23 protein-coding genes are annotated in these 25,736 nt (G+C 70.5%); 11 read left to right on the plus strand and 12 right to left on the minus strand.

Translation table 11 applies throughout. The features are described 5' to 3' along the window. Nucleotides 1-4: 4 nt before the first annotated feature. Nucleotides 5-1,369 carry an ATPase BagB gene (bagB, locus tag OOK07_RS23705; protein WP_266798326.1) on the minus strand — a complete coding sequence of 455 codons (1,365 nt, stop codon included), beginning with the start codon at nt 1,367-1,369 and terminating at the stop codon, nt 5-7. Next, nucleotides 1,366-2,343, minus strand: coding sequence for an ATPase BagA (gene bagA, locus OOK07_RS23710; protein WP_266798327.1), 978 nt, complete (start codon nt 2,341-2,343; stop codon nt 1,366-1,368). The genes bagB and bagA overlap by 4 nt, the downstream gene beginning before the upstream one ends. Before the next feature lie 95 nt (nt 2,344-2,438). Here bagA and sp36 point away from each other — a divergent pair, with 95 nt between their 5' ends. From sp36 to OOK07_RS23730, 4 genes are read left to right on the plus strand one after another with little or no spacing between them, the layout of a single operon-like run. After that, nucleotides 2,439-2,597, plus strand: a complete 159-nt coding sequence (gene sp36, locus OOK07_RS23715) for a Sp36 family protein (RefSeq protein ID WP_019992579.1) — start codon at nt 2,439-2,441, stop codon at nt 2,595-2,597. Further along, a complete protein-coding gene (locus tag OOK07_RS23720; protein WP_266798328.1) occupies nt 2,597-3,061 on the plus strand; it encodes a RidA family protein in 465 nt (154 codons plus the stop codon). The genes sp36 and OOK07_RS23720 overlap by 1 nt, the downstream gene beginning before the upstream one ends. A 59-nt stretch (nt 3,062-3,120) precedes the next feature. Beyond that, nucleotides 3,121-4,002 carry an NUDIX hydrolase gene (locus OOK07_RS23725; RefSeq protein WP_266682787.1) on the plus strand — a complete coding sequence of 294 codons (882 nt, stop codon included), beginning with the start codon at nt 3,121-3,123 and terminating at the stop codon, nt 4,000-4,002. Next, nucleotides 3,999-4,829, plus strand: a complete 831-nt coding sequence (locus OOK07_RS23730; protein ID WP_266682788.1) for an MBL fold metallo-hydrolase — start codon at nt 3,999-4,001, stop codon at nt 4,827-4,829. The genes OOK07_RS23725 and OOK07_RS23730 overlap by 4 nt, the downstream gene beginning before the upstream one ends. Before the next feature lie 49 nt (nt 4,830-4,878). On the opposite strand, the gene OOK07_RS23735 is transcribed toward OOK07_RS23730, so the two are convergent. Both OOK07_RS23735 and OOK07_RS23740 read right to left on the minus strand, forming a co-directional pair. Next, a complete protein-coding gene (locus OOK07_RS23735; RefSeq protein ID WP_266798330.1) occupies nt 4,879-5,700 on the minus strand; it encodes a nucleotidyltransferase domain-containing protein in 822 nt (273 codons plus the stop codon). A 100-nt stretch (nt 5,701-5,800) separates the two neighbouring features. Then, nucleotides 5,801-6,475, minus strand: coding sequence for a Crp/Fnr family transcriptional regulator (locus OOK07_RS23740; protein ID WP_266518778.1), 675 nt, complete (start codon nt 6,473-6,475; stop codon nt 5,801-5,803). Between the two features lie 336 nt (nt 6,476-6,811). Between OOK07_RS23740 and nth the strand changes: the two genes are divergently transcribed. The 3 genes from nth to OOK07_RS23755 all read left to right on the plus strand — a co-directional run bounded on the left by nth (nt 6,812) and on the right by OOK07_RS23755 (nt 9,846). After that, nucleotides 6,812-7,741: an endonuclease III gene (nth, locus tag OOK07_RS23745; protein WP_266798332.1), complete on the plus strand. Its 930-nt coding sequence runs from the start codon at nt 6,812-6,814 to the stop codon at nt 7,739-7,741. 90 nt (nt 7,742-7,831) lie between these two features. Continuing rightward, nucleotides 7,832-8,527 (plus strand): NUDIX hydrolase, encoded by a 696-nt coding sequence (locus OOK07_RS23750; RefSeq protein ID WP_266682790.1) that lies wholly within the window; start codon nt 7,832-7,834, stop codon nt 8,525-8,527. A gap of 119 nt (nt 8,528-8,646) precedes the next feature. Then, complete coding sequence (locus OOK07_RS23755; protein ID WP_266682791.1) at nt 8,647-9,846, plus strand: MarP family serine protease; 1,200 nt, start codon at nt 8,647-8,649, stop codon at nt 9,844-9,846. A 31-nt stretch (nt 9,847-9,877) separates the two neighbouring features. On the opposite strand, the gene OOK07_RS23760 is transcribed toward OOK07_RS23755, so the two are convergent. From OOK07_RS23760 to OOK07_RS23785, 6 genes are all read right to left on the minus strand, one after another. After that, nucleotides 9,878-10,060: a hypothetical protein gene (locus OOK07_RS23760; RefSeq protein WP_266682792.1), complete on the minus strand. Its 183-nt coding sequence runs from the start codon at nt 10,058-10,060 to the stop codon at nt 9,878-9,880. A gap of 127 nt (nt 10,061-10,187) precedes the next feature. Then, nucleotides 10,188-11,156, minus strand: a complete 969-nt coding sequence (locus tag OOK07_RS23765; protein WP_266682793.1) for an alpha/beta fold hydrolase — start codon at nt 11,154-11,156, stop codon at nt 10,188-10,190. Further along, on the minus strand, nt 11,153-11,647 hold the full coding sequence (locus OOK07_RS23770; RefSeq protein ID WP_266518790.1) for a phage holin family protein: 495 nt from the start codon (nt 11,645-11,647) through the stop codon (nt 11,153-11,155). Before OOK07_RS23770 ends, OOK07_RS23765 begins: the two co-directional genes overlap by 4 nt. Nucleotides 11,648-11,707: 60 nt before the next feature. Continuing rightward, the gene (nhaA, locus tag OOK07_RS23775) at nt 11,708-13,138 is read right to left on the minus strand and encodes a Na+/H+ antiporter NhaA (RefSeq protein WP_266798335.1); all 1,431 of its coding nucleotides are present in this window, start codon (nt 13,136-13,138) and stop codon (nt 11,708-11,710) included. 157 nt (nt 13,139-13,295) lie between these two features. Further along, nucleotides 13,296-15,254, minus strand: a complete 1,959-nt coding sequence (gene acs, locus OOK07_RS23780) for an acetate--CoA ligase (RefSeq protein ID WP_266682795.1) — start codon at nt 15,252-15,254, stop codon at nt 13,296-13,298. A 394-nt stretch (nt 15,255-15,648) separates the two neighbouring features. Continuing rightward, on the minus strand, nt 15,649-18,063 hold the full coding sequence (locus tag OOK07_RS23785; protein ID WP_266798337.1) for a SulP family inorganic anion transporter: 2,415 nt from the start codon (nt 18,061-18,063) through the stop codon (nt 15,649-15,651). A gap of 335 nt (nt 18,064-18,398) precedes the next feature. Here OOK07_RS23785 and OOK07_RS23790 point away from each other — a divergent pair, with 335 nt between their 5' ends. Further along, nucleotides 18,399-19,670, plus strand: coding sequence for a polysaccharide deacetylase family protein (locus tag OOK07_RS23790; RefSeq protein ID WP_266798339.1), 1,272 nt, complete (start codon nt 18,399-18,401; stop codon nt 19,668-19,670). A 3-nt stretch (nt 19,671-19,673) separates the two neighbouring features. On the opposite strand, the gene OOK07_RS23795 is transcribed toward OOK07_RS23790, so the two are convergent. Beyond that, complete coding sequence (locus OOK07_RS23795) at nt 19,674-20,654, minus strand: ATP-binding protein (protein WP_266798341.1); 981 nt, start codon at nt 20,652-20,654, stop codon at nt 19,674-19,676. 100 nt (nt 20,655-20,754) lie between these two features. Between OOK07_RS23795 and OOK07_RS23800 the strand changes: the two genes are divergently transcribed. Further along, nucleotides 20,755-21,579, plus strand: coding sequence for a Fic family protein (locus tag OOK07_RS23800; protein ID WP_266798343.1), 825 nt, complete (start codon nt 20,755-20,757; stop codon nt 21,577-21,579). A gap of 369 nt (nt 21,580-21,948) precedes the next feature. On the opposite strand, the gene OOK07_RS23805 is transcribed toward OOK07_RS23800, so the two are convergent. Next, nucleotides 21,949-22,782, minus strand: a complete 834-nt coding sequence (locus OOK07_RS23805; RefSeq protein WP_266682800.1) for an HAD family hydrolase — start codon at nt 22,780-22,782, stop codon at nt 21,949-21,951. Between the two features lie 574 nt (nt 22,783-23,356). Between OOK07_RS23805 and ssd the strand changes: the two genes are divergently transcribed. Further along, on the plus strand, nt 23,357-24,469 hold the full coding sequence (gene ssd, locus OOK07_RS23810) for a septum site-determining protein Ssd (RefSeq protein ID WP_266798345.1): 1,113 nt from the start codon (nt 23,357-23,359) through the stop codon (nt 24,467-24,469). Next, the gene (locus tag OOK07_RS23815; RefSeq protein ID WP_266798346.1) at nt 24,466-25,734 is read left to right on the plus strand and encodes a TadA family conjugal transfer-associated ATPase; all 1,269 of its coding nucleotides are present in this window, start codon (nt 24,466-24,468) and stop codon (nt 25,732-25,734) included. Before ssd ends, OOK07_RS23815 begins: the two co-directional genes overlap by 4 nt. Nucleotides 25,735-25,736: the final 2 nt, after the last annotated feature.

A 25,736-nucleotide genomic window follows, 5' to 3' on the forward strand; every position in this document is an offset into this window, starting at 1 on the left:
ACCCTCAGGCGCGCGTCTCGGGCAGCTCCGGCCGATTGGCCGCGAGCCGGTCCCCGATGTCCCGCAGCCCCGTGAGGTCGTGCACATCGCCGGGCAGCGCGGCCACTTCGGCCACCGCCACCTCGGGGTGGAGCGCCGTGAAACGGTCGCGCGTGCGCTGCTCGCGGGAGAGCAGCTGCATCCGCTCGGCGTGCAGCCTCAACAGGCCTGCGGTGAGCTGGTCGACGCTCTGTCCGTCGCCCTGGTCCTCCTGATCCGGACCGGGGGAGCCGGGCTCGGGCGCGGGAGACTCGACGGGCTCGGACGCGGGGGACGACTCGGGAGATTCTGAACTGCCGTACGTGTCGGGAGAGTTACGAAGTCCAGCTTTCCCGCCGTCCTGATCGACAATGCGGGGCTCCACAAGATTTTCCGCGGCGGCGAGCGCACGCTCGGCCGACAGCCGGACGGCGCCGCTGCCGTGGACCCGGTTGAGCACCAGACCCGCGAGCGGCATGTCCTCCGCGGCCAGCCGCTGAACGAAATACGCGGCCTCGCGCAGCGCGTCCCGCTCCGGCGCGGCCACCACCAGGAACGCCGTCCCGGGCGCCTGCAGCAGCTTGTACGTGGCGTCCGCGCGCGTGCGAAACCCGCCGAACGTCGTGTCCATCGCGGCCACGAAGGTCTGGACGTCCTTGAGCAGTTGACCGCCCAGCAGCTTGCCGAGCGTGCCCGTCATCATCGACATCCCGACGTTCAGGAACTTCATGCCGGCCCGTCCGCCGAGCTTGGCCGGGGCGGTGAGCAGCCGGATCAGCCGGCCGTCCAGGAACGAGCCCAGCCGCTTGGGCGCGTCCAGGAAGTCGAGCGCCGAGCGGGACGGCGGTGTGTCCACGACGATCAGGTCCCACGCGTTGCGCGCGCGCAACTGACCCAGCTTCTCCATCGCCATGTACTCCTGCGTGCCGGCGAAGCCCGCGGAGAGCGACTGGTAGAAGGGGTTGTTCAGGATCACGGCGGCCCGCTCGCGGTCTGCGTGCGCCTCGACGATCTCGTCGAAGGTGCGCTTCATGTCGAGCATCATGGCGTGCAGTTCGCCGTCGCCGTCGACGCCCTTCACCCGGCGCGGGGTGTTGTCGAGCGAGTCGATGCCCATGGACTGGGCGAGCCTGCGCGCGGGGTCGATGGTCAGCACGACCACCTTGCGCCCCCGCTCGGCGGCCCTGAGGCCCAGCGCCGCGGCGGTGGTGGTCTTGCCCACCCCGCCCGAGCCGCAACACACCACGATCCGCGTCTTCGGGTCGTCCAGGAGCGGGTCGACGTCGAGCACACGCGTGTGGGAGAGGCGGTGACGGGCGCTCTCCTGGGCGGTGGCCGGGTCCGGACTCATGACATCCCCTGCTTCCGCAGCTCGGTGGCCAGCTCGTACAGCCCTGCCAGGTCCATGCCCTCGGCGAGCAGCGGCAGTTCGTGCAGCGGCAGGCCCAGCTCGGCGAGTACGGCCCGCTGCTCGTGCTCCAGCGCATACCGCTCGGCGTACTCCTCGGCCTGCTGCAGGAGGGGGGCCACCAGCTTCTCGGCGTTCCCGCCTCGCCGCGCGCCGCCGAGCCCCGCCGCCGACAGTGCCCTTGCCACAGATGAACGCGGCACGCTCCGTACGAGTTCCAGATCCGTCCCGTCCAACACCTCCGGCCGCACCATGTTCACCATGATCCGGCCGACCGGCAGCTTGGCGGCGCGCAGTTCGGCGATCCCGTCCGCGGTCTCCTGGACGGGCATCTCCTCGAGAAGCGTGACCAGGTGCACGGCCGTCTCCTTGGATTTCAGCACCCGCATCACGGCCTGCGCCTGATTGTGTATCGGGCCGATCTTGGCGAGGCCCGCCACTTCGTCGTTCACGTTCAGGAACCGCGTGATGCGGCCGGTGGGTGGCGCGTCCATCACGACGTAGTCGTACGCGAACCGTCCGCTCTTGTCCTTCCTGCGCACCGCCTCGCAGGCCTTGCCGGTCAGGAGCACGTCCCTGAGACCGGGCGCGATGGTGGTGGCGAAGTCGATCGCACCGAGCTTCTTCAGGGCTCTGCCGGCGCCCCCCAGCTTGTAGAACATCTGGAGGTAGTCCAGAAGGGCCAGTTCGGGGTCGATGGCGAGGGCGTACACCTCCCCGCCCCCGGGAGCGACGGCGATCTTTCGCTCCTCATAAGGCAGCGCTTCCGTTTCGAAGAGCTGCGCGATGCCCTGGCGGCCCTCGACCTCGACGAGAAGCGTCCGCTTCCCCTCGGTCGCGAGGGCCAGCGCGAGGGCGGCGGCGACCGTCGTCTTTCCGGTCCCGCCCTTGCCGCTGACGACCTGGAGCCTGCTCACGTCTTCGAGCCTAACGAGTCTGCGCGGCAACCACGCGACAGCCTGTGGACAACGCGACCGCGGGAGACGGGTGGGCAAAGGCTAAAGTCGGCCGCATGACCAAGTGGGAATATGCAACAGTGCCGCTGCTCGTCCATGCCACGAAGCAGATTCTGGACACCTGGGGCGAGGACGGCTGGGAGCTCGTCCAGGTCGTGCCCGGGCCGAACAACCCCGAGCAGCTGGTCGCCTATCTGAAGCGGGAGAAGCCGTAATGGGTGCCGTCGAGGCGAAGCTGGCCGAACTCGGCCTGACCCTGCCCGAGGTCGTACCGCCGCTGGCCGCGTACCAGCCGGCGGTGCAGTCCGGCATGTACGTCTACACGGCCGGCCAGCTTCCGATGGTGGAGGGCAAGCTGCCCGTCACCGGCAAGGTCGGCGCGGAGGTCACGCCCGAGGAGGCCAAGGAGCTGGCCCGCACCTGCGCCCTGAACGCCCTGGCCGCCGTCAAGTCCGTGACCGGCGACCTGGACCGCATCGCGCGCGTGGTGAAGGTCGTCGGCTTCGTCGCATCGGCGTCGGACTTCACCGGCCAGCCCGGTGTGGTGAACGGCGCCAGCGAACTGCTCGGTGCGGTCCTCGGCGACAAGGGCGTGCACGCGCGCAGCGCGGTCGGCGTGGCGGTGCTGCCGCTGGACGCACCGGTCGAGGTCGAGGTCCAGATCGAGCTCGTACCGTAGTCACCGCTCTGACCTCGGCGCCTCTCGAACATTCGCGCACCACGGGATAGCCTCCGCCCATGGCGAATGGGCAGTGGTTTCCGCAGGACTGGCCGGAACGCATCCGCGCACTCGCGGACGGCACCCTTACCCCGGTCGTCCCCAAGCGCGCCGCGACCGTCATGCTCTTGAAGGACACCGACGTCGGCCCCGTCGTGCACATGCTGCGCAGACGCGCCTCCATGGCCTTCGCCGGAGGCGCGTACGCGTATCCGGGCGGGGGCGTGGACCCCCGTGACGACGAACACCACGTCCGCTGGGCGGGCCCCACGCGCGCGTGGTGGGCCGAGCGCCTCGGCGTCGACGAGCGGGAGGCCCAGGCGATCGTCTGCGCGGCCGTCCGTGAGACGTACGAGGAGGCGGGGGTCCTGCTGGCCGGGCCGGCCGCCGGCTCCGTGGTCGGCGACACCACCGGTGAGGACTGGGAGGCGGACCGCGCGGCCCTGGTCGCCCGCGACGTCTCCTTCGCCGAGTTCCTGGACCGCCGCGGCCTCGTCCTGCGCTCGGACCTGCTGGGCGCCTGGACGCGTTGGACCACCCCGGAGTTCGAACCCCGGCGCTACGACACCTGGTTCTTCGTGGCCGCCCTCCCGCCGGGCCAGCGCACCCGCAACGCCTCCACGGAGGCGGACCGCACGGTGTGGATCCGGCCCGCGGACGCGGCGGCCCTGTACGACAAGGGCGAGCTGACGATGATGCCGCCCACCATCGCGACCCTGCGCCAGCTCGCCCCGTGGGCCACGGCCGCAGACGCGCTCGCCGACGCGCCCGAACGCGATCTCACCCCCGTCCTCGCGCAGGCCCGGCTGCAGGACGGCGAGATCCTGCTGACCTGGCCGGGCCACGACGAGTTCACGAAGCACATCCCGACCGACCTGCCGACCGGTGGAGCCCCGGAATGACGGACGCAGCAGCCCTTCCCGGCCAGCCACGGGGCGGGGTCCCCACCGGCCCCGCCACCTCCCGCGCCGTCAACGTCCTGGCGCCCAACGCCTCGGCGATGACCCTCGACGGCACCAACACCTGGATCCTCGCCGAGCCCGGCTCCGACCTGGCCGTCGTCGTCGACCCCGGCCCGCTGGACGAAGGGCACCTGCGCAACGTCGTGGACACGGCCGGGAAGGCCGGCCGGCGCATCGCGCTCACCCTGCTGACCCACGGCCACCCGGACCACGCGGAGGGCGCCGCCCGCTTCGCCGAGCTGACCGGCACGAAGGTGCGCGCCCTGGATCCGGCGCTGCGGCTGGGCGACGAGGGGCTGGCCGCGGGGGACGTGATCGCGGTCGGCGGCCTGGAGCTGAGGGTCGTACCGACGCCCGGCCACACCTCGGACTCCCTGTGCTTCCACCTCCCGGCAGACCAGGCCGTCGTGACCGGTGACACCGTGCTGGGTCGTGGCACGACGGTCGTGGCGCATCCCGACGGCCGCCTGGGCGACTACCTCGACTCGCTACGGCGGCTGCGGTCGCTGACGGTCGACGACGGCGTCCACACGGTGCTGCCCGGCCACGGCCCGGTCCTGGAGGACGCCCAGGGAGCCGTCGAGTTCTATCTCGCCCACCGTGCCCACCGCCTCGCCCAGGTCGAGACGGCCGTCGAGGACGGCTACGCCAGCCCGTCCGAGGTCGTGGCCCGCGTGTACGCGGACGTGGACCGCTCCCTGTGGCCGGCAGCCGAACTGTCGGTACGGGCACAGCTGGACTACCTGGAGGAGCACGGGCTCATCTAGAGCGTCAGGGAGGGGGAGGGGCCGGGCTCGGCCCAGGGCCCTCCCGGAATCAGTCCGGCCTGGGGGCCTTCACGCCGTGCACGCGCGCGTACTCGGCGGCGAGCCATGGGCCCAGGTCGTCGACGTACGACCGCAGCACGGCGGGATCCCCGTTCGGCTCGCGGCCGAGGACGGCCGCCGCGCGCAGCTGCTCGGCCCGCCGCGGGTAGTAGGCGCCGAAGACCTCGGCCATCTCCACCAGGTCACTGGTCCAGCCGTTCCAGCGGGGCATGACGAGCGTGAACGCGGTGCGGACGAGATGCCGGGACATGAACCGTACGAGGGGCCGCCGTGCCTCGTCCGTGTCCTCGCCGGCCACGATCCGCTGCCGCCAGCGGGGCAGCAGCAGGGCCAGGTCCCCGTTGGTCTCGCGGGCGAGCAGGGAGTCGGGGCGATAGCGGGGCAGGTACTCGGCGAGGTCCTCACCGAGCAGCGGCGTGCACAGACAGGCGACGAACCAGCCCATGTCGTACGTCTCCGCCTCGCTCAGCAACCGCGCCCGGCCGTACAGCAGCGTGCCGACCCCGTCGATCTGCGCGAACTCCTTGTCGACGGCCTCACCGAGCGCCCGCGTGGCCTCCCGGTCCCCCTCGGACGGCTCCTCGCGCAGCGCGATCAGCAGATCCAGGTCACTGCGTCCCACGCGCGCGTGGCCCCGTGGAATCGACCCGTAGAGGTACGCGCTGTGCAGCCGCGCCCCGAACACCCCGAGCAGCCGGTCCCGGGCGGCGGCCACCACCGGGCGGAAGGCGCGCGCGACGAGACCGAGAGAGCCCTCGCGCTCGATGTAGCCCTGGGAATCAAGGCCCTTGGGGGGCGCGTTTTCCGACATGGGGTCACAACACCAGCCCGTCCGGCGGTTGAGGACGAGACCGCTCGGGCCGAACGGGGGTCCGGAGGCGAAGCCCCCGGACCACGGCTCCGGCGCGGCGTCAGCGGGACCGCTTGGCCAGCCGCTCGATGTCCAGCAGGATCACGGCCCGCGCCTCCAGGCGCAGCCATCCGCGCTGTGCGAAGTCGGCCAGCGCCTTGTTGACCGTCTCGCGCGAGGCGCCGACCAGTTGGGCCAGCTCCTCCTGCGTCAGGTCGTGGACGACGTGGATGCCCTCCTCGGACTGCACGCCGAAGCGGCGGGAGAGGTCCAGCAGGGCGCGGGCGACACGGCCGGGGACGTCCGAGAAGACCAGGTCGGACATCTGGTCGTTGGTCTTGCGCAGGCGCCGGGCGACGGCGCGCAGCAGGGCGCCTGCCACCTCGGGCCGCACGTTCAGCCAGGGCTGGAGGTCGCCGTGGCCGAGGCCGAGGAGCTTGACCTCGGTCAGCGCGGTGGCCGTGGCGGTCCGCGGGCCCGGGTCGAAGAGCGACAGCTCGCCGATCAGTTCGCTGGGGCCGACGACGGCGAGCATGTTCTCGCGGCCGTCGGGGGACGTGCGGTGGAGCTTCACCTTGCCCTCGGTGACGACGTAGAGCCGGTCACCGGGGTCGCCCTCGTGGAAGAGCGCGTCACCGCGCGCGAGGGTCACCTCGCTCATGGAGGCGCGAAGCTCCGCGGCCTGCTCGTCGTCGAGCGCCGCGAAGAGCGGGTTGCGCCGCAGAACGTCGTCCACGAGTACTCTCCTTGTCGACCTGCTCAGGGGATCTTGTTCCCCCTTGGTACCAGGGGACCGTGTTCCCCGTTTTGCCGGACGGTCCAAACAGTGTGATCTGTCACAAGGATGCCGCACACCTGTCCCGAGGTACGCGGCAGGGGTCCAATTGGGGGCCGATCTTCCGGGTCCGGGGCGGATGTCAGTGCCGGGCTTTAGGCTGGCCGGGTGTCCAAATCGCCGGTGAGAGCACAGGCCAAGGGGGCTGGGCAGGTGGCTGTACGTCGTGATTCCGCTGTGGGCGAACAGAACTCCGGTGGCGGAAAGAAACCGGCAAAAGAGACGAAAAGCGCTCCGGTGAAGAAGCCCGCGGCAAAGAAGGCCGCCGCGAAAAAGGCAGCCTCCGCCGTGAAAAAGTCCGCGGCCGTCAAAAAGGCGACAGTCGCGCCCAAGAAGGCGACCGCCGCGGTCAAGGACGTTCCTCCCGCGAAGGCCGTTGCCAAGCCGCCGAAGGGCGAGTCGCGCACCGCGCTGGTCCGTCGCGCCCGCCGCATCGACCGCGAGCTCGCGGAGGTGTATCCGTACGCCCACCCGGAGCTGGACTTCGAGAACCCCTTCCAGCTCGTGGTCGCCACGGTCCTGTCCGCCCAGACCACCGACCTCAGGGTCAACCAGACGACGCCGGGGCTCTTCGCCAAGTACCCCACCCCGGAGGACCTGGCCGCAGCCAACCCCGAGGAGGTCGAGGAGATCCTGCGCCCGACCGGCTTCTTCCGGGCCAAGACCAAGTCCGTGATGGGACTGTCCAAGGCGCTGGTGGAGCAGTTCGGCGGGGAGGTTCCCGGCCGTCTCGAGGACCTGGTGAAGCTGCCGGGCGTGGGCCGCAAGACCGCCTTCGTCGTGCTCGGCAACGCGTTCGGCCGACCCGGCATCACCGTGGACACGCACTTCCAGCGGCTGGTGCGGCGTTGGCAGTGGACCGAGGAGAGCGATCCGGACAAGATCGAGGCCGCCGTCGGTGGGCTCTTCCCCAAGAGCGACTGGACGATGCTCTCGCACCACGTGATCTTCCACGGCCGCCGCATCTGCCACGCCCGCAAGCCCGCCTGCGGCGCCTGCCCCCTCGCCCCGCTCTGCCCGGCGTACGGCGAGGGCGAGACGGATCCCGAAAAGGCGAAGAAGCTGCTCAAGTACGAGAAGGGCGGCCTTCCCGGCCAGCGCCTCAAGCCCCCGCAGTCCTACCTGGACGCGGGCGGCAGGCCGGCGCCGCCGCTGGGGGCCGGATGACGGGCGAGCCCCGCTGGGCCGCCCGGTCCACGTCGGCTCAGGAACGATCGAGGGGCTTCGGGGCGTTGGACTCGGCAGGACGGGGGTGCGATGACGCGCGCGAGTGATACGCAGGGTGGGTCGGTGACGATCAGCAAGGAGGGGCTGCCCGAGTGGCTCGCTCCGGTGGTGCGGGCCGTGGAGACCGTCCAGCCGCTGCAGCTGAGCCGCTTCCTGCCGCCGGAGGACGGGGCGGGGAGGCAGTCCGCCGTACTCATCCTCTTCGGCGAGGGTGAGCGCGGCCCCGAGCTGCTGCTCATGGAGCGGGCGAGTTCGCTCAGATCCCATGCCGGGCAGCCCTCCTTCCCGGGCGGCGCCCTCGACCCCGAGGACGGCGACCCGAAGGGCGACGGGCCACTCAGAGCCGCGCTGCGGGAGGCCGAGGAGGAGACGGGGCTCGACCCCTCGGGCGTCCAGCTCTTCGGCGTCCTGCCCAAGCTGTACATCCCGGTCAGCGGCTTCGTCGTGACCCCGGTACTGGGCTGGTGGCACGAGCCGAGCCCGGTCGGGGTCGTCGATCCGAACGAGACGGCGCGGGTCTTCACCGTCCCCGTGGTGGATCTCACGGATCCGGACAACCGGGCCACCACCGTCCACCCCAGCGGCCACCGAGGTCCGGCATTTCTGGTCGAATCCGCCCTTGTCTGGGGCTTTACGGCCGGGATCATCGACCGCCTGCTCCATTACGCGGGCTGGGAGCGGCCCTGGGACCGGGAGAAGCAGGTCCCGCTCGACTGGCGGTCATGACAGGGTGTCTGCCGTGCTGTGTCTTTTCGGGGGACGCCGTATCCGATCGCCGCTGTGCGGTGCGCCGGCCCCCGGCCGACCTGAGGTGACCGCGAAGTGATGAGGCGAGGCTCGAACCGGTGAACGTGCTGGACATCCTGTTGCTGGTCGCCGCCGTGTGGTTCGCGATCGTGGGCTACCGCCAGGGTTTCGTCGTCGGCATCCTGTCGGTGATCGGCTTTCTTGGCGGCGGTCTCGTCGCCGTCTACACCCTGCCCGTCATCTGGGACGCGCTGACCGAAAAGGCCGAGGTGAGCACGACCGCCGCGGTGGTCGCGGTCGTGGTCGTCATCGTCTGCGCCTCCGTCGGCCAGGCCCTTACCACCCACCTGGGCAACAAGCTGCGCCGCTACATCACCTGGTCCCCGGCCCGCGCCCTGGACGCGACCGGCGGCGCCCTGGTCAACGTTGTCGCGATGCTCCTGGTGGCGTGGCTGATCGGTTCCGCCCTCGCGGGCACCACGCTGCCGACCCTCGGCAAGGAGGTCCGCGGCTCCAAGGTGCTCCTCGGTGTCTCCCGGGCCCTGCCGAACCAGGCCGACACCTGGTTCGCCGACTTCTCCTCCGTCCTCGCGCAGAACGGCTTCCCGCAGGTCTTCAGCCCGTTCTCGAACGAGCCGATCACCGACGTCCGGCCCCCTGACCCGGCCCTCGCGAACAGCCCCGTCGCCACGAGCGCCAAGCGCTCCATCGTCAAGGTCATGGGCACCGCCCAGAGCTGCGGCAAGGTCCTGGAGGGCAGCGGCTTCGTCTTCGGCGACCGCCGCGTCATGACCAACGCGCATGTCGTGGGGGGCGTCGACGAGCCCACCGTGCAGATAGGCGGCGAGGGCAGGAAGTACGACGCGACGGTCGTCCTCTACGACTGGCACCGCGACATCGCCGTACTCGACGTGCCCGATCTCAAGGCGCCGTCCCTGAAGTTCACCACCACGGACGCCAGGAGCGGCGACAGCGCGATCATCGCCGGCTTCCCGGAGAACGGCTCGTACGACGTCCGAGCCGCACGCGTGCGTGGCCGTCTCCCGGCCAACGGCCCGGACATCTACCATCGCGGTACCGTCCGCCGAGACGTGTACTCGCTGTACACGACCGTCCGCCAAGGTAACTCCGGCGGCCCACTGCTCACGCCCGCAGGCCATGTGTACGGCGTGGTCTTCGCGAAGTCCCTCGACGACGCCGACACGGGGTACGCCCTCACTGCGGACGAGATCCAGGAGGACATCACCGAGGGGCGTACCGCGAACCAGCAGGTGGACAGCGACAGCTGTGCCCTCTGAGGCTTCGCGTGGAGCGTGGGTGAGGAGGGCGTCAGCCTCGAGGGTGACGCAGGCGTACCGTGACCCAGCGGGCCCGGCGGCGCAGAATGCGCGGAATGCCCACCCTTAGGTCCGTACCCGCCATTTGCGGTGCACCGCCTCGCTGGTGGGAACTCAGGCCACTGCCCGAGCGGCGAGTGCGTGCTACGTCACTGTAGTCGTGCGTCCAGCCCATACCCCGACGTGTGCCCCCGCCCCAAGGTCGATAACCGCCTCCTGGGCCCCCAATTGGCCTATGCGCCGGGCAATTGGCCGTTCGTAGGACACGTGTTCTGATCCGGATACCGGGCGCATCGGCTCGGTCACCGATCGGGCTCGGGATCTTTCAGCCAATTGACCAGTTCTGTGGAGAAAGCCACCGGATCCTCCTCGTGCGGGAAGTGCCCCAATCCGTCGAACAGCCGCCAGCGGTACGGGGCTTCGACGTACTCGCCGGATCCGGCCGCGCTCCGCGTGCGCATCACGGGGTCGAGCGAGCCGTGCAGATGGAGGGTCGGGACCCGGAGCGGTCGCTTCATACGGCGGTTGAACTGGATGCCGTCCGGGCGGGCGATGGAGCGGACCATCCAGCGGTACGGCTCGATCGAGCAGTGCGCCGTGGACGGGATGGACATCGCGCGTCGGTACGTCTCCACCGCCTCGTCATCCGGTGGGTTCGGCCCGGACCACTCCCGGATCAGCTCGGCGACGAGCGCGCCGTCGTCCGCGGTCAGCTGCCGCTCGGGGATCCAGGGGCGCTGGAATCCCCAGATGTAGGAGCCCGCGCGGGTCTGCTTGACGTCCGAGAGCATCGCCGAGCGCCAGCGCCGGGGATGCGGCATGGACTCCACCGCGAGCCGCCGCACCAGCTTGGGGCGCATCACGGCCGCCGTCCACGCCAGGTATCCGCCCAGGTCGTGGCCGACCAGCGCGGCGTCCGGCTCGCCCAGGGAGCGGATCACGCCGGTGATGTCGAGCGCGAGGCCCGCGGGGTCGTAGCCGCGCGGGGTGCGGTCGCTGCCGCCGACGCCACGCAGGTCCATGGCGACGGCCCGGAAGCCCGCCTCGGCCAGCGCGGTGAGCTGGTGCCGCCAGGTCCACCAGAACTGCGGGAAGCCGTGCAGCAGCAGCACCAGCGGCCCGTCGCCGACCTCGGCGATGTGGAAGCGCGCGCCGTTCGCGGCCACGTCACGATGCGTCAGCTTCGTCCCGTCGGGGAGGGCATCCGGTCGTACGACCGAAATGGGATGCGTGGAAGGTGATTGTCCCGAAGGGAGGGAGGAGCCCGTCATGAGGACGAGCGTGCCACAGCCTCGATGGCCTCGGGGGCCCGGTCCTCGATCGCCCTGGGCTCGGGCCGCGGGTGCGGCTTGGCCTTCTGCAGCACGCCCGCGCTCTCCTTCATCGACGCGGCCACCTTCTGCGGGCCCTGGCTCTTCTTGGCCTTCTTCGCGAAGACCACGCCGATCAGCGCCAGGACGACTGCGACCAGCACGTTCGCCGCGAACGACAGCAGGAAGCAGATCGCGAGATTCCAGTGGCTCCAGGTTCGGATGCCGTACGCCAGCGCGAAGTTCAGCATCGGCAGGGAGAACAGCAGGATGGCCGCGGCCACCGAGAACGCGCCGCCGCTCGTCGCGCCGCGCTTGACGTCCTGCTTGAGCTGCGCCTTGGCCAGCGCGATCTCGTCGTGCACGAGCGCCGACATCTCGGTTGTCGCGGAGGCGAACAACTGGCCGATGCTGCGTTCGGCGCCGACCGGGCTGCCGTCGGGTGCGCTCATCGCGGTCTCCCTCTTCTGCCTTGCGGCTTTCGGACGGTCCTTTTGTACCGTCCCGTCAGATCATGCCGGACGGCCGTTGTCCTCGCCTGCCCCGCCCGGTACTTCGGCAAGCGCGCGTCGCTCCGCGGCCTTCTCCTCGGCGATCCGGCGGTGCTCGGCGGCCTTCTTCTCGTAGATGGCCGCCATCCGCAGGTGGTACGCCGGGTCGTCCTGCTCGTAGATGTCCGGGATGCCGTCGAGGTCCTCGTCGCGCTCCTCGTCCTCGCACAGCCGGCGGTACTTGGCGTTCCGCATCTTCAGCAGCACCGTGGCCAGGGTCGCCGCGACGAGGGAGCCGATCAGTACGGCTGCCTTGGCCTCGTCCGTCAGTACGGCGTTGCCGTCGAAGGCGAGCTCGCCGATCAGCAGCGACACGGTGAAGCCGATGCCGGCCAGCGTCGCCACCGCGAACACGTCCGCCCACGCGACGTCCTCGCTCAGCGACGCCCGGGTGAAACGGGCCGTCAGCCACGTACCGCCGAAGATCCCGAGCGTCTTGCCGACGACGAGCCCGAGGACGATCCCCAGCGTCTCCGGCTTGGCGAACACGTCCCCGAGCGCACCGCCGGACACCGTCACACCGGCGCTGAACAGCGCGAAAAGCGGTACGGCGAGACCTGCCGACAGGGGCCGTACGAGATGCTCGACGTGCTCGCCGGGGGAGTGCGCCTCGCCCTCCAGGCGGTGACAGCGCAGCATCAGGCCCATGGCCACACCCGCGATGGTGGCGTGGACCCCGCTGTTGTACATCAGCGCCCAGATCACGAGCGCGAGCGGGACGTACACGTACCACCCGCGTACGCCCTTCCGCAGCAGCAGCCAGAAGACCGCCAGGCCCACGGCGGCGCCGCCCAGCGCGGCGAAGTCGATGGAACTGGTGAAGAAGACCGCGATGATCAGGATCGCGAAGAGGTCGTCGACGACGGCCAGGGTGAGGAGGAAGGCGCGCAGGGCGCTGGGCAGGGACGTACCGATGACCGCGAGGACCGCCAGGGCGAAGGCGATGTCGGTGGCCGTGGGCACCGCCCAGCCCTGGAGCGAGCCATTGCCGGTGATGTTGGTGAGGGTGTAGACGAGCGCCGGTACGGCCATGCCGCACAGGGCGGCGACCACCGGCAGTGCGGCTGCCCGGGGGTCCCGCAGGTCCCCGGCGACCAGTTCGCGCTTGAGCTCGATGCCGGCGACGAAGAAGAAGACGGCGAGCAGTCCGTCGGCGGCCCAGTGCTCGACCGACAGGTTCAGGCCGATGGCCTCGGGGCCGAGGTGGAAGTGGCTGACGCTCTCGTAGCTGTCGTGCAGCGCGGGAATGTTCGCCCAGATCAGCGCCGCGATCGCGGCGACGAGAAGCAGTACACCGCCGACGGTCTCGGTGCGCAGCGCGTCCGCGACGAAGGTCCGCTCGGGCAGGGAGAGCCGTCCGAGAACTTTGCGGGTGGTGCGGGGCGCGCTCACGGGGAGACCTCCGGTCGGTGGGCAGGGCTGTACTGCTTGCCGACCAGACTTCCCGGCACACCTTGAGGGTCACGTTGCTTTGCTTAGTTTACCTAAAAGGGGCGCCCTGCGCTCTTCGCGCCGGACGCCCCTTTCTGGACGGGGACTCCGCGGGGTCTCAGTCCTCGCTCGGCGCCGCCGGCAGCTTCGCCTGGATCAGGTCCATGACCGTCGAGTCCGTCAGCGTGGTCACGTCACCGAGCTGGCGGTTCTCGGCGACGTCCCGCAGCAGGCGACGCATGATCTTGCCGGAGCGCGTCTTGGGCAGCTCGGCGACCGGAAGGACCCGCTTCGGCTTGGCGATCGGGCCGAGGGTTGCGCCCACGTGGTTGCGCAGGTCGGCGATGAGGTTCTCGTCCTCGGCGTTCGCCGTGCCGCGCAGGATGACGAAGGCGACGATCGCCTGGCCCGTCGTCTCGTCCGCGGCGCCGACGACCGCAGCCTCGGCGACCGAGGGGTGGGACACCAGCGCCGACTCCACCTCCGTCGTCGAGATGTTGTGCCCGGACACGAGCATCACGTCGTCGACGCGCCCGAGGAGCCAGATGTCCCCGTCGTCGTCCTTCTTCGCCCCGTCACCGGCGAAGTACTTGCCCTCGAAGCGCGACCAGTACGTGTCGAGGAACCGCTGGTCGTCGCCCCAGATGGTGCGCAGCATCGACGGCCACGGCTCGGTGAGGACCAAGTAGCCACCGCCGCCGTGGGGTACCTCGTTGGCCTCGTCGTCGACGACGGTCGCGGAGATGCCGGGCAGCGGGGTCTGCGCGGAACCGGGCTTGGTCTCGGTGACGCCCGGCAGCGGCGAGATCATCATCGCGCCGGTCTCGGTCTGCCACCAGGTGTCGACGATCGGGGTCCGGTCGCCGCCGATGTGCTTGCGGTACCAGATCCAGGCCTCGGGGTTGATCGGCTCACCCACGGAACCCAGCACCCGCAGGCTGCTGAGATCGAACTTCGCGGGGAGGTCGTCGCCCCACTTCATGAACGTACGGATGGCGGTCGGCGCCGTGTACAGGATCGTCACCCCGTACTTCTGCACGATCTCCCAGAAGCGGCCCTGGTGCGGGGTGTCCGGCGTGCCCTCGTACATGACCTGGGTCGCGCCGTTGGCCAGCGGCCCGTAGACGATGTACGAGTGCCCGGTGACCCAGCCGACGTCGGCCGTGCACCAGTAGACGTCCGTCTCCGGCTTGAGGTCGAAGACGGCGTGGTGCGTGTACGCGGTCTGCGTGAGGTAGCCGCCGGAGGTGTGCAGGATGCCCTTCGGCTTACCCGTCGTACCGGACGTGTACAGGATGAACAGCGGGTGCTCGGCATCGAACGCCTCGGGCGTGTGCTCGGCCGACTGCCGCTCGACGATCTCGTGCCACCACACGTCCCGGCCCTCGGTCCAGGCGACCTCCTGACCGGTACGGCGTACGACGAGGACGTGGTTCACGTTGTCCACGCGCGCGACGGCGTCGTCGACGGCCGGCTTCAGCGCGGACGGCTTGCCGCGACGGTAGCCGCCGTCGGTGGTGATGACGACCTTGGCGTCGGCGTCCTGGATGCGGGTGGCGAGGGCGTCGGCCGAGAAGCCGCCGAAGACGACGGAGTGCGCGGCGCCGATCCGGGCGCAGGCCAGCATCGCGACCGCCGTCTCCGGGATCATCGGCATGTAGACGGCGACACGGTCGCCCGCCTGAACACCCAGCTCCAGCAGGGCGTTGGCGGCTTTCGACACCTCGTCCTTGAGCTCGGCATAGGTGATCGCCCGGCTGTCACCGGGCTCTCCCTCGAAGTGGATGGCGACCCGGTCGCCGTTGCCCGCCTCGACATGGCGGTCCACGCAGTTGTACGCGACGTTGAGCTCGCCGTCCTTGAACCACTTGGCGAACGGCGGGTTGGACCAGTCCAGCGTCTCGGTCGGCTCCTTGGCCCAGGTCAGCCGACGTGCCTGCTCGGCCCAGAAGCCGAGCCGGTCAGCCTTGGCCTGCTCGTACGCCTCCGCCGTGACGTTGGCGCCCGCGGCGAGGTCAGCCGGCGGCGCGAAGCGTCGCTCCTCCTTCAAGAGGTTGGCCAGGCTTTCGTTGCTCACGACATCTCCCTTTCTCAGGGTGTCCGTTGTGTCCCAGGCCACAGCTCATCAGACCCGGGGGGCCGGTGACAAGGGCCGACGGAAAATTGGTTTAGACCTGTCGGTGGGGGTGGTGCGGCGCCCGGCGTCATCCGTACCCACGGACGCCGACGGGGCGGAGTTCAGCACTTGTAACGCCTCTCACATCCCAGTCCACCGACGCCGCGCGGAGCCTGTCACGACTTTAGTGGCACAGGCATGCCGGGGCGGCGGCCCGTCCCCGGACGCATCCCGGGTGCGCGGCCCGTGTCGATCCGGCCGCACACCCGTGCCTGACCGGTGCCGGTCAGGCAAACAGGCCGGTGCCGGTCAGGCGGACAGGCCGGTGCCGGTCAGGCGGACAGGCCGGTGCCGGTCAGGCGGACAGGCCGGCCGCCTCCACGTGGTCGAACACCTCGTCACCATCCGTCCCCGTCAGCAGATACGCCTGTGCCTCGCCCACGTGGAAGTACATCCCGTGCAGCTCCAGCGCACCCTCCCGCAGGGCTCGGGACACCGACTCATGGGCGTGGAGGTGCTCCAACTGCTGGACCACGTTGGTCAGACAGAGCTGCTCGACCGCGTCGGCCGGCGCCCTGCCCGCGAGCCGTGCGTACGGTCGGCCGTCGTCGGTCATGCGCTCCAGGCTGGGCAGCCCGTGCCGCAGCCACCGCCTGAGCGGCGTCGGGGGGCCGTCCGGTTCGGTAGTGAGCAGCGTCTGCATGGCCCCGCACCCGGAGTGCCCGCACACGGTGATCGACCGCACCTTCAGCACATCCACGGCGTACTCGATCGCCGCCGCCACCGAGTCGTCGCCGCTCTCCTCGCCCGGCAGGGGAACGAGGTTGCCCACGTTGCGCACCACGAACAGGTCGCCGGGACCACTGGAGGTGATCATCGACGTGACGAGCCGTGAGTCGGCGCAGGTGAGGAAGAGCTGGGACGGCCGCTGCCCCTCCCTGGCCAGACGCGCCAGCTCACCCCGCACGAGCGGTGCGGTGTTGCGCTGGAACGCACTGATGCCGCGCGCGAGTTGATGCCCGCTCCGGTTGTCCCGAGCGCTCCGGCCGCTCTGTCCGCCGGGGCTGCTAGGCCCACTCGGCTCGCCCGGCGCGCCGGTGTGGTCCGCGGGCGCCGCGGATCGCGACGGTTCGCACTGGTGGTTGCGCCAGGGTGTCCAGGGACGGCAGAGGCAGCCGACGGAGGACTCGCCATGCCCTTCGGCGAGCGGCACGGGCTCGCTGCTGCGGGCACCGGGTCTGCGGCCGGTCAGCTCGACGGAGCCGCCCTGTGTCGTGTGCGTGTTCTGCCAGTCCTGCAGTGACTCGTACGCCGCGTGGTCCATGAAGGAGCCGTCCAACTCCACCACGGCGGGGGTGCCTTGGGGTACGAGATGCAGGGCCCGGCTGAGCCGCGGCACCGCGAGGAACGTCAACTGGCCGCGGACGCGTACATGATGGACTCCTTCCTTCTCTTCGTGCGTGATGCGGGTGCGGGCGAGGCGCTGCATGGCGACGGCGACGGCCACGGCGATCCCGAGGGTCACGCCCTCCAGGACGCCGAGGGCCACCACGCCGAGCGTGGTGACGGTGTACACCAGCACTTCCCGGTGGCGGGTCACCGTGCGGATGTGGTGCAGGGACACCATCTGGATGCCGACGGCCATCACCAGGGCGGCGAGCGAGGCGAGCGGGATGAACTCCAGGACCGGAACCATCAGCAGCGCAGCGACTACTACCAGAACGCCGTGCAGCATCGTGGAGTTCCGGCTCACGGCACCCGCGTTCACGTTCGCCGAACTTCTCACGGCCACTCCGGCGACCGGCAGTCCGCCGAGCGCCCCGGAGACGATGTTGGCGGCGCCCTGTCCGAGCAGTTCGCGGTCCAGGTCGGCGCGGCCCACACGGGCGGTCAGGCCTGGCCGCGCGGCGGCCAACTTGTCCACGGCGACCGCACCGAGCAGCGACTGCACGCTGCATACCAGCGTGGTGGTGAGCACGGCCGCGATCAGGCCGAGGACGGGGCCCTCGGGGAGTCCGGCCAGGGCATGGCTGCTCCACGACGGCAGGTCGACCTTGGCCAGGCTCAGCCCGGCGAGCGAGGCGGCCGCGGTGGAGCCGGCCACGGCGACCAGCGCGGCCGGGATCTTTCTCAGCATGCGCCCCGCCCGACCGGGGATCCGCGGCCAGAGCAGCAGCAGGGTCAGGGTCAGCACGCTGACGGTCACCGCGGCGGGATGCAGGTTCACCAACTGGGCGGGCAGCGCCCGGAGGTTGTCCAGGACGGAACTCTGCGGGGTGCCGCCGAGGACGATGTGCAGCTGGGCCACGGCGATGGTGACGCCGATGCCGGCGAGCATGCCGTGCACGATGGCGGGGCTGACGGCGAGCGCGGTCCGGGCCACGCGCAGGCAGCCGAGGCCCAGTTGTGCGAGGCCGGCGAGGACCGTGATGGCACAGGTCGTACGCCAGCCGTAGCGGTGGATGAGGTCGGCGGTGACGACAGTGAGGCCCGCGGCGGGCCCGCTGACCTGGAGTGGACAGCCGCCGATCCGTCCGGCGACCAGTCCGCCGACCGCGGCGGCGACCAGTCCGGCCTGGAGCGGGGCGCCGGTGGCGAGGGCGATGCCCAGGGACAGGGGGAGGGCGATCAGGAAAACCGCGATCGAGGCCGACACATCGACTCCCGCGACGCGGAAGCGGCGGTGCGGGGCCGGGGGTGGACTGTGGGGCTGGTGGACGCTCTCGGTCCGGGTCGAGTTGGTGGCGCGGGTGGGGGCACAAGCCGACATGGTTCCCGTCTCCTCCGGGGCAGCGCGGTCGCGGATCAGGTCGTCCCGTCGATGGACGGGGGCGGGTCGCGGCCGTGGGTCACGGCGTGCAGCGGCGGGATGAATCAACGCTCGGTAAACGAATCGTAATTCAGAGTAAAGGCCAGGCATAGACTTTTCTGGCAAATGAGGCAATGACTCACTCCAATGAGTGAAGCGGTCATTTCATCGGCTTGTCGTACTAATTCCTTCTCGGCCCCGTGCGACCTTGGCGGCGCTGTCGGGCCTGCCCGGCACACCACCAGAAAACGCCCTCATCGGCGTTGGCCTGAGAGAAGGAAGAAGGTGAGCGGAACATGGCCGCCACCCACAGAATCGCCGCGGGCGCAGTGATCGCCGTGGCCTGTGCCGCATCGGTCGCCGGCTGCGCGATCGGATCCAACGGTCCCAAGGCAGGTTCTCCCGGACCGCCGAAAGCCCGGCCGGTCCAGGCGCCGGGAAGTGCGGTCCGGCTGATCGGCGACGGCTCCACCTCGTACACCGGAGCGCAGCCGCACCTGCCGAGACCCGAGCGTCTGCGACCCGGCCAGAAGCCACCGCAGTTCGTCGTCTTCTCCTGGGACGGCGCGGGCGAGGACAGCCAGAAGCTGTTCTCCCACTTCCGCAAGCTCTCCAAGGCCAACCACGCGACGATGACGTACTTCCTCAGCGGCGTGTACATGCTGCCGCAGGAGAAGCGCGACCTCTACAAGCCCCCGCAGCACTCGCCGGGCCGCTCCGACATCGGCTTCAACGACGAGAAGGGCATCGCCGACACCGTCAAGCAGCTACGCCTCGCCTGGCTGGAGGGCAACGAGATCGGCACCCACTTCAACGGCCACTTCTGCGGCAAGAACGGTGGAGTCGGCGAGTGGTCGGTCGCCGAGTGGAAGAGCGAGATCAATCAGGCCAAGCAGTTCGTGAAGAGCTGGAAGACCAACGCCGACATGAAGAAGGCGGCTTCACTGCCCTTCGACTACGACAAGGAGCTCATCGGCGCGCGGACACCCTGCCTCGAAGGCCAGAAGAACTTCATGCGGGCCGCGAGCCAGATGGGCTTCCGCTACGACACCAGCGGGGTCAACGAACAGCTCTGGCCGAAGAAGAAGGAAGGCCTCTGGGACCTGTCCATGCAGCTCGTGCCCTTCCCCGGGCACTCCTACGAGCAGCTCACCATGGACTACAACTTCATGGTCAACCAGTCCGGCACCCAGACCCAGGGCGACCCCGACAAGTACGACTACTGGGGCGACCAGATGCGCGACGGCCTGCTCAAGGGCTTTCGCCGGGCCTACGAGGGCAACCGGGCGCCGCTGATCATCGGCAACCACTTCGAGTCCTGGAACGGCGGCACCTACATGCGGGCCATCGACGAGGTCGTCGAGAACGTCTGCAACAAGCCCGAGGTGCGCTGCGTGTCCTTCCACCAGCTCGCCGACTGGCTGGACGCCCAGGACCCGCAGACCCTGGCGAAGCTGCGCACCCTGAACGTCGGCGTGGCCCCGAAGCAGGGCTGGGCGTCCTTGCTGGCCGGCCGCCCCGCCCCGGCCCCGAAGGGTGCGCCCGGGGCGCCGGCGGTCAAGCAGTGACCGTCACAGGGAGGCGGTGACGCCCTCACCGAGCACGAACCCGGGGTCGACCTGCGCCGCCAGGTCGGCCCCGGTGCGCGCGTTGCCCCACGCGTCCGCGTTCTTCAGGTGGAAGTGCACCATCTGGCGCATGTAGCGCTCCCGGTCGCGCAGCTCGTACGTCGCGTCCACGGCGACCTCCAGGGTGCGCAGGGCACGGCGGTTGGTGTCCTCCAGGAGCTCGAACCGGCGCGGGCGGCCCTTCTCCATGGCGCGCACCCAGTCCGAGTGCCCGACGGTCACGAGCAGGTCGTCCCCGACCTCGGCGCGGAGGAAGTCGAGGTCGTCCCGGCCCTGCACCTTGTTCCCGACGACCTTGAGCACGACGCCGAAGTCACGGGCGTACTCCTTGTACTGGCGGTAGACGGAAACCCCCTTCCGCGTCGGCTCGGCGACGAGGAAGGTGATGTCGAAGCGGGTGAACATGCCGGAGGCGAAGGCGTCGGAGCCCGCCGTCATGTCCACCACGACGTACTCCCCGCGCCCGTCCACCAGGTGGTTCAGGCACAGCTCCACCGCTCCCGTCTTGGAGTGGTAGCAGGCGACCCCCAGGTCGGCGTCGGTGAAGGGGCCGGTGACCATCAAACGGACGGCACCGCCGTCGAGTTCCACCGGCCGGGCGCAGGCCTCGTAGACCGGGTTGTCCTCGCACACCCGCAGCAGCCGCGAGCCCTCGCCGGGCGGGGTCGTCTTGATCATCGTCTCGGCGGAGGCGATGCGCGGGTTCGAGCCGCGCAGGTGGTTCTTGATCAGTGACAGCCGGTCGCCCATCGCGGGCAGCGCGGCGGCCTCCGCCTCGTCCAGGCCGAGCGCGGCCCCCAGATGCTGGTTGATGTCCGCGTCGACCGCGATGACCGGCGCACCGGTGGCCGCGAGATGGCGGATGAACAGGGAGGACACGGTCGTCTTGCCGCTGCCGCCCTTCCCGACGAAAGCAATTTTCATGTTCACCAAGGGTAGTGAGTTGATAGCTGTATGTGACATCAGGAGTGAAGAAGACCACTCAAACGTGGGGCACGCGCCCGAGGTGGCTAGGGTCGTACTCATGAGTACGACAGGCGCGTCCGCTGATCCGCTCGCGGCCCTGGGCTCGCTGCCCGGTGTGACCGAGTCCGTGGAGTCCGTGCGCAAGGCCGTGGACCGGGTCTACGGACACCGGGTCATGCGGCGCCGCAGCAACGAGATCACCTCCGAGGCGGCGCTGCGTGGCGCCCGCGGGTCCGCGGCGCTGTCCGGTGCCGACTGGGCCCTCGAAGAGGTGCGCCGGCGCACCGACTTCAGCGGTGACGACGACGCGCGCGTGGTGGGAGCGGCCCTGAGGCTGACCGCCGAGGCGGGCCAACTACTCTCCATCTGGCGACAGTCGCCGCTGAGGGTGCTGGCGCGACTGCACCTGGTGGCCGCGGCGGGCACCGAGGACGAGGTGGGACGGCCGCGACAGGCGGGCGAGCCGGTCGACGAGCCGCTCATCGAACTGCCGCTGCCGGGCGCCGACGAGGTGCACGGCCGGTTGGAGGGCCTGTCCGAGCTGGTCATCACGGGCAGTTCGGCGCCCGCCCTGGTGACGGCCGCGGTCGTCCACGGCGAACTCCTCGCGCTGCGCCCCTTCACGTCCCGCAACGGCCTCGTCGCGCGCACCGCCGAACGCATCGTCCTGGTGGGCAGCGGCCTCGACCCGAAGTCCGTGTGCGCCGCCGAGGTCGGCCACGCCGAGCTGGGGCGCGCGGCCTATCTGGCGGCGCTGGACGGATACGTCTCCGGTACTCCGGAGGGCATGTCCGCCTGGATCGCCCACTGCGGCAGGGCGGTCGAGCTGGGCGCTCGGGAGTCGACGGCCGTGTGCGAGGCGCTGCAGCGCGGGGCGGCGTAAGAGGCCGGGGAAAAGGGTTGCGGCGGTACGAGGATTCGTACCGCCGCTGGCATGTTCACCGGGTTACCAAGCGTCCTCGATGTATTGCCCATCAGGCCGGGAACGTTGCCCGTCACCTGGTGCGGCTGGCCCGTAATCGACGGGTCGACGTCGCGTGGGTGCTCGATGTCCATGCTCGGTCCGTGGGCCAAATGCGTTATTAAGGTGATCCTTTCGGATGTCCTTGGTCTCGCGGGCCGTTAACCCCTTTGTACTCCAGGACCGAAGCAAGCGGAACCCCTGGCTGTGCTTCTTTACTTTTAGTCTCAAATAGGTTACAAACGGGCGCCGGTATATCGAACGAGGTCGGACAGTCGGTGAACCGGCAGTTCAGGCGACCGCCGACCGGCGTCGACTCGTGTACCAGACCAGACCCGCGGTGGCGGCCGCGGCGCCTATTGCGGCGGCCGCGACGAGTGCCGGACGGGGCGGTACGGAGAATGTCGGGATCCGCTGCTTGAGCCGGACCGGCCGGTGGAAATCGAGAATCGGCCACCCGCGCGCGAGTGCCTCGCGGCGCAGCGTGCGGTCCGGGTTCACGGCGTGCGGATGACCGACCTCCTGCAGCATCGGCAGATCGGTCGCCGAGTCGCTGTAGGCGTAGCAGCGGTCGAGGTCGTATCCCTCGGACCGGGCCAGTTCCTTGACCGCCTCCGCCTTCGTCGGGCCGTACGCGTAGTACGCCACCTCGCCGGTGAAGCAGCCGTCCTCGCCGACGACCATGCGCGTCGCCACCACGCGGTCCGCGCCGAGCAGCTCGCCGATCGGCTCCACGACCTCGGCGCCCGACGTCGACACGATGACGACGTCGCGGCCGGCGGTGTGGTGCTCCTCGATGAGGGAGGCGGCCTCGTCGTAGATGATCGGGTCGATCAGGTCGTGCAGGGTCTCGGCGACGATCTCCTTGACCTGCTGGACGTTCCAGCCACGGACGAGCTGCGAGAGGTACTTGCGCGTCCGCTCCATCTGGTCGTGGTCCATGCCGCCGACGAGGAAGACGAACTGGGCATATGCGGTACGCAAGGCGGCGCGGCGGTTGATCAGCCCGCCTTGGTAGAACGACTTGCTGAACGTGAGCGTGCTCGACTTCGCAATGACCGTCTTGTCCAGGTCAAAGAAGGCAGCTGTGCGGGGCGAGGAGTGGTTTTCCACGACCCCGAGCATAGGCGCAGCCCATTCGGCGTAAGGTGTGGCGCGTGGGTTTGCCTGAGAAGGCTCTCGGGTACACCATGGAAGTCACGGATCGTTCGCGACCGTGCTAACGCGGTCCGGCTCCTCCCCCCCCGAGTCGGCCGTGAAGGCGACCCCCACTCTCCCCCCCGGTGGGGGTCGTCGCATGTCCGGGTGGGTTTTTCTTTTTTTCATGCGGCTGTACGGCCGTTGCGAGGCGGCTGCGGCCGCCTCTTCGGCATGCCCGTGATCCGTCACTGTGCGTAGCCGCCGGGGTGCTCTGGGGAAGCCACGCCGAGGTCCTCGAGGGCGTCACCGGTGTGGGTGACGGCGATATTCACAACCGCCGAGTTGTCCACAGTTATCGACCAAGATCCACACGATTTCCGGGATCGCTGCACCGTGATTCAAACGCGTCCCGCTCGCGCCGAGTTCATGACCGGTTCCGGTTTGTCGGGCGGGTCGGCCGGTTCGTATCGGCCGTTCATATGGAGACCGCTTGCCGGTTCTTCACACGTTTGGGAATCGCGTGGCCGCAGGGGCTGCGCGAGAGATGCAGCGATGGGGGATGGAACCCGTGACCGGAGCCGTCACACACGAACCACCACCCGCCGCCTCGGGGCGGCAGGCCGGACCACTGATCGTCACGGAGGACGTCGAGTTGCTCGACGACCTGTTGCGCCTGTGCGCCGCGGCGGGCGCGACGCCCGAGGTCCACCACTCGGTTCCGCAGCGTGCGGGAGGCTGGGAGGCTGCACCGCTCGTCCTGGTCGGCGACGACGCGGCACGGCGCGTGCGCGGGGCCGCACGCAGACGAGGAGTGGTGCTGGTCGGCCGCGACCAGGATGACTCCGGGGTCTGGCGCCGGGCCGTCGAGATCGGCGCCGACCACGTGCTGATGCTGCCCGACGGCGAACAGTGGCTGGTCGACCGGATCGCGGACGTGGCCGAGGGCGTGGGCCGGCCCGCCCTCACCGTGGGCGTCATCGGGGGCCGCGGCGGGGCCGGAGCGTCCACACTCGCCTGCGCCCTCGCCGTCACCTCCGCGCGCGAGGGACTGCGCACCCTGCTCGTGGACGCCGATCCACTGGGCGGCGGACTGGATGTACTCCTCGGCGGCGAGAGCGCCGAGGGGCTGCGCTGGCCCGCCTTCGCCGCCTCCCGCGGGCGGGTCGGCGGCGGCGCCCTGGAGGAGTCGCTGCCGCAGCTCCACTCACTGCGGGTGCTCAGCTGGGACCGGGGTGACCGCATCGCCGTCCCGGCTCAGGCCGTACGGGCGGTGCTCGCCGCGGCCCGGCGACGCGGCGGCACCGTGGTCGTCGACCTGCCGCGCCGTGTCGACGACGGGGTCGCCGAGGCCCTTGCCCAGCTCGACGTCGGGCTCCTGGTGGTCCCCGGCGAACTGCGCGCCGTGGCCGCGGCCGGGCGGGTGGCGTCCGCCGTCGGCATGGTCCTGCGCGACCTGCGGGTCGCGGTACGGGGTCCGTACGCGCCCGGGCTCGACGACCGCGAGGTGGCCCGGCTGCTCGGACTGCCGCTGGCCGGCGAACTGCCCGTGGAGACGGGGCTGCTGCGCCCGGGGGAGAGCAAGGCACCGCCCGCTGCCGGCGGCCGCGGGCCCCTGGCGCGCTTCTGCAAGGAGTTCTGGGAGCGGGCGCTGGTCGAAACGGGTGGCGCATGAGCGGCGGTTCGGGCGCATCGCCGGCGCCGTGGAGGTCGAGTGGCATCGCGGCCACCGCGACGGCCGGTCCGGGCCCGTCGCAGGGGCTCCTGGACGGCGTACGGCAGTGGCTCGTCGAGAGCGGGGCCGAGCCGACACCCGCGCGCGTGGCGCAGGCGCTGAGGGAGCAGGGGCGGGTCCTGGGGGACGCCGAAGTCCTCGGTGCGGCCGAGCAGTTGCGGTCCGAACTGGTCGGCAGCGGTCCACTGGAACCGCTGCTCGCCGATCCGTCGGTCACCGACGTGCTGGTGACGGCCCCGGACCGGGTCTGGGTGGACCGGGGCGGCGGACTGGAGCTGACCTCGGTCTCCTTCCCGGACGCCGCTGCCGTACGACGTCTCGCGCAGCGCCTGGCCGCGGTGGCCGGACGGCGGCTCGACGACGCGCGGCCGTGGGCCGACGCCCGGCTGCCCGACGGGACGCGACTTCATGCGGTGCTGCCCCCGGTGGCCGTGGCCTGCACATGTCTGTCGCTGCGCGTCGTACGTCCCCGGGCGTTCACCCTCGACGAACTGGTCGCGGCGGGCACGGTGCCGCCGGGCGGGGACCGCGTGCTGCGCGCGCTGCTGGACGCGCGGCTGTCGTTTCTCATCAGCGGCGGGACGGGCAGCGGCAAGACGACGTTGTTGAGCGCGTTGCTGGGACTGGTCGGACGCGGCGAGCGGATCGTGCTCGCCGAGGACTCGGCGGAGCTGCGGCCGGACCATCCGCACGTCGTCCGCCTCGAGACCAGACCCGCCAACCAGGAGGGCGCCGGACTCGTCACGCTGCAGGACCTCGTGCGGCAGGCACTGCGGATGCGGCCCGACCGGCTGGTCGTGGGCGAGGTGCGCGGGCCCGAAGTGGTGCATCTGCTGGCCGCGTTGAACACCGGCCACGAGGGGGGCTGCGGCACCGTGCACGCCAATGCCGCCGCCGACGTACCGGCCCGGCTGGAGGCGCTCGGCACGGCGGCCGGGCTTGACCGGGCCGCGCTGCACAGCCAGTTGGCGGCGGCGCTGTCGGTGGTTCTGCATCTCGTGCGGGACCGGACCGGGCGGCGCCGGATCGCCGAGGTGCACGTCCTGGAGCGGGATCAGTCGGGGCTGGTGCGGACGGTGCCTGCGCTGCGGTGGGGCGCGGAGGCGTTCGCGTACGAGCGGGGGTGGGAGCGGCTGCGGGGGCTGCTTCGGAGCGAGAGCAGTAGCGGGACCAGAAGCGGGGCCGGGAGCGAGAGGGAGCGGTGACG

This window comes from Streptomyces sp. NBC_00078 (assembly GCF_026343335.1).
Classification (GTDB): Bacteria; Actinomycetota; Actinomycetes; order Streptomycetales; family Streptomycetaceae; genus Streptomyces.

What these genes read in the sequence shown, in the direction of transcription:
- OOK07_RS23805 (WP_266682800.1), bottom strand. Translation starts at nt 22,782, where the DNA reads ATGCTCGGGGTCGTGGAAAACCACTCCTCGCCCCGCACAGCTGCCTTC.
- OOK07_RS23795 (WP_266798341.1), bottom strand. Translation starts at nt 20,654, where the DNA reads ATGAAAATTGCTTTCGTCGGGAAGGGCGGCAGCGGCAAGACGACCGTG.
- OOK07_RS23770 (WP_266518790.1), bottom strand. Translation starts at nt 11,647, where the DNA reads ATGAGCGCACCCGACGGCAGCCCGGTCGGCGCCGAACGCAGCATCGGC.
- OOK07_RS23785 (WP_266798337.1), bottom strand. Translation starts at nt 18,063, where the DNA reads ATGTCGGCTTGTGCCCCCACCCGCGCCACCAACTCGACCCGGACCGAG.
- OOK07_RS23750 (WP_266682790.1), top strand. Translation starts at nt 7,832, where the DNA reads ATGACGCGCGCGAGTGATACGCAGGGTGGGTCGGTGACGATCAGCAAG.
- bagB (WP_266798326.1), bottom strand. Translation starts at nt 1,369, where the DNA reads ATGAGTCCGGACCCGGCCACCGCCCAGGAGAGCGCCCGTCACCGCCTC.
- OOK07_RS23720 (WP_266798328.1), top strand. Translation starts at nt 2,597, where the DNA reads ATGGGTGCCGTCGAGGCGAAGCTGGCCGAACTCGGCCTGACCCTGCCC.
- OOK07_RS23760 (WP_266682792.1), bottom strand. Translation starts at nt 10,060, where the DNA reads ATGGGCTGGACGCACGACTACAGTGACGTAGCACGCACTCGCCGCTCG.
- ssd (WP_266798345.1), top strand. Translation starts at nt 23,357, where the DNA reads ATGGAACCCGTGACCGGAGCCGTCACACACGAACCACCACCCGCCGCC.
- OOK07_RS23800 (WP_266798343.1), top strand. Translation starts at nt 20,755, where the DNA reads ATGAGTACGACAGGCGCGTCCGCTGATCCGCTCGCGGCCCTGGGCTCG.
- OOK07_RS23730 (WP_266682788.1), top strand. Translation starts at nt 3,999, where the DNA reads ATGACGGACGCAGCAGCCCTTCCCGGCCAGCCACGGGGCGGGGTCCCC.
- OOK07_RS23735 (WP_266798330.1), bottom strand. Translation starts at nt 5,700, where the DNA reads ATGTCGGAAAACGCGCCCCCCAAGGGCCTTGATTCCCAGGGCTACATC.
- OOK07_RS23815 (WP_266798346.1), top strand. Translation starts at nt 24,466, where the DNA reads ATGAGCGGCGGTTCGGGCGCATCGCCGGCGCCGTGGAGGTCGAGTGGC.
- sp36 (WP_019992579.1), top strand. Translation starts at nt 2,439, where the DNA reads ATGACCAAGTGGGAATATGCAACAGTGCCGCTGCTCGTCCATGCCACG.
- OOK07_RS23725 (WP_266682787.1), top strand. Translation starts at nt 3,121, where the DNA reads ATGGCGAATGGGCAGTGGTTTCCGCAGGACTGGCCGGAACGCATCCGC.
- OOK07_RS23765 (WP_266682793.1), bottom strand. Translation starts at nt 11,156, where the DNA reads ATGACGGGCTCCTCCCTCCCTTCGGGACAATCACCTTCCACGCATCCC.
- OOK07_RS23790 (WP_266798339.1), top strand. Translation starts at nt 18,399, where the DNA reads ATGGCCGCCACCCACAGAATCGCCGCGGGCGCAGTGATCGCCGTGGCC.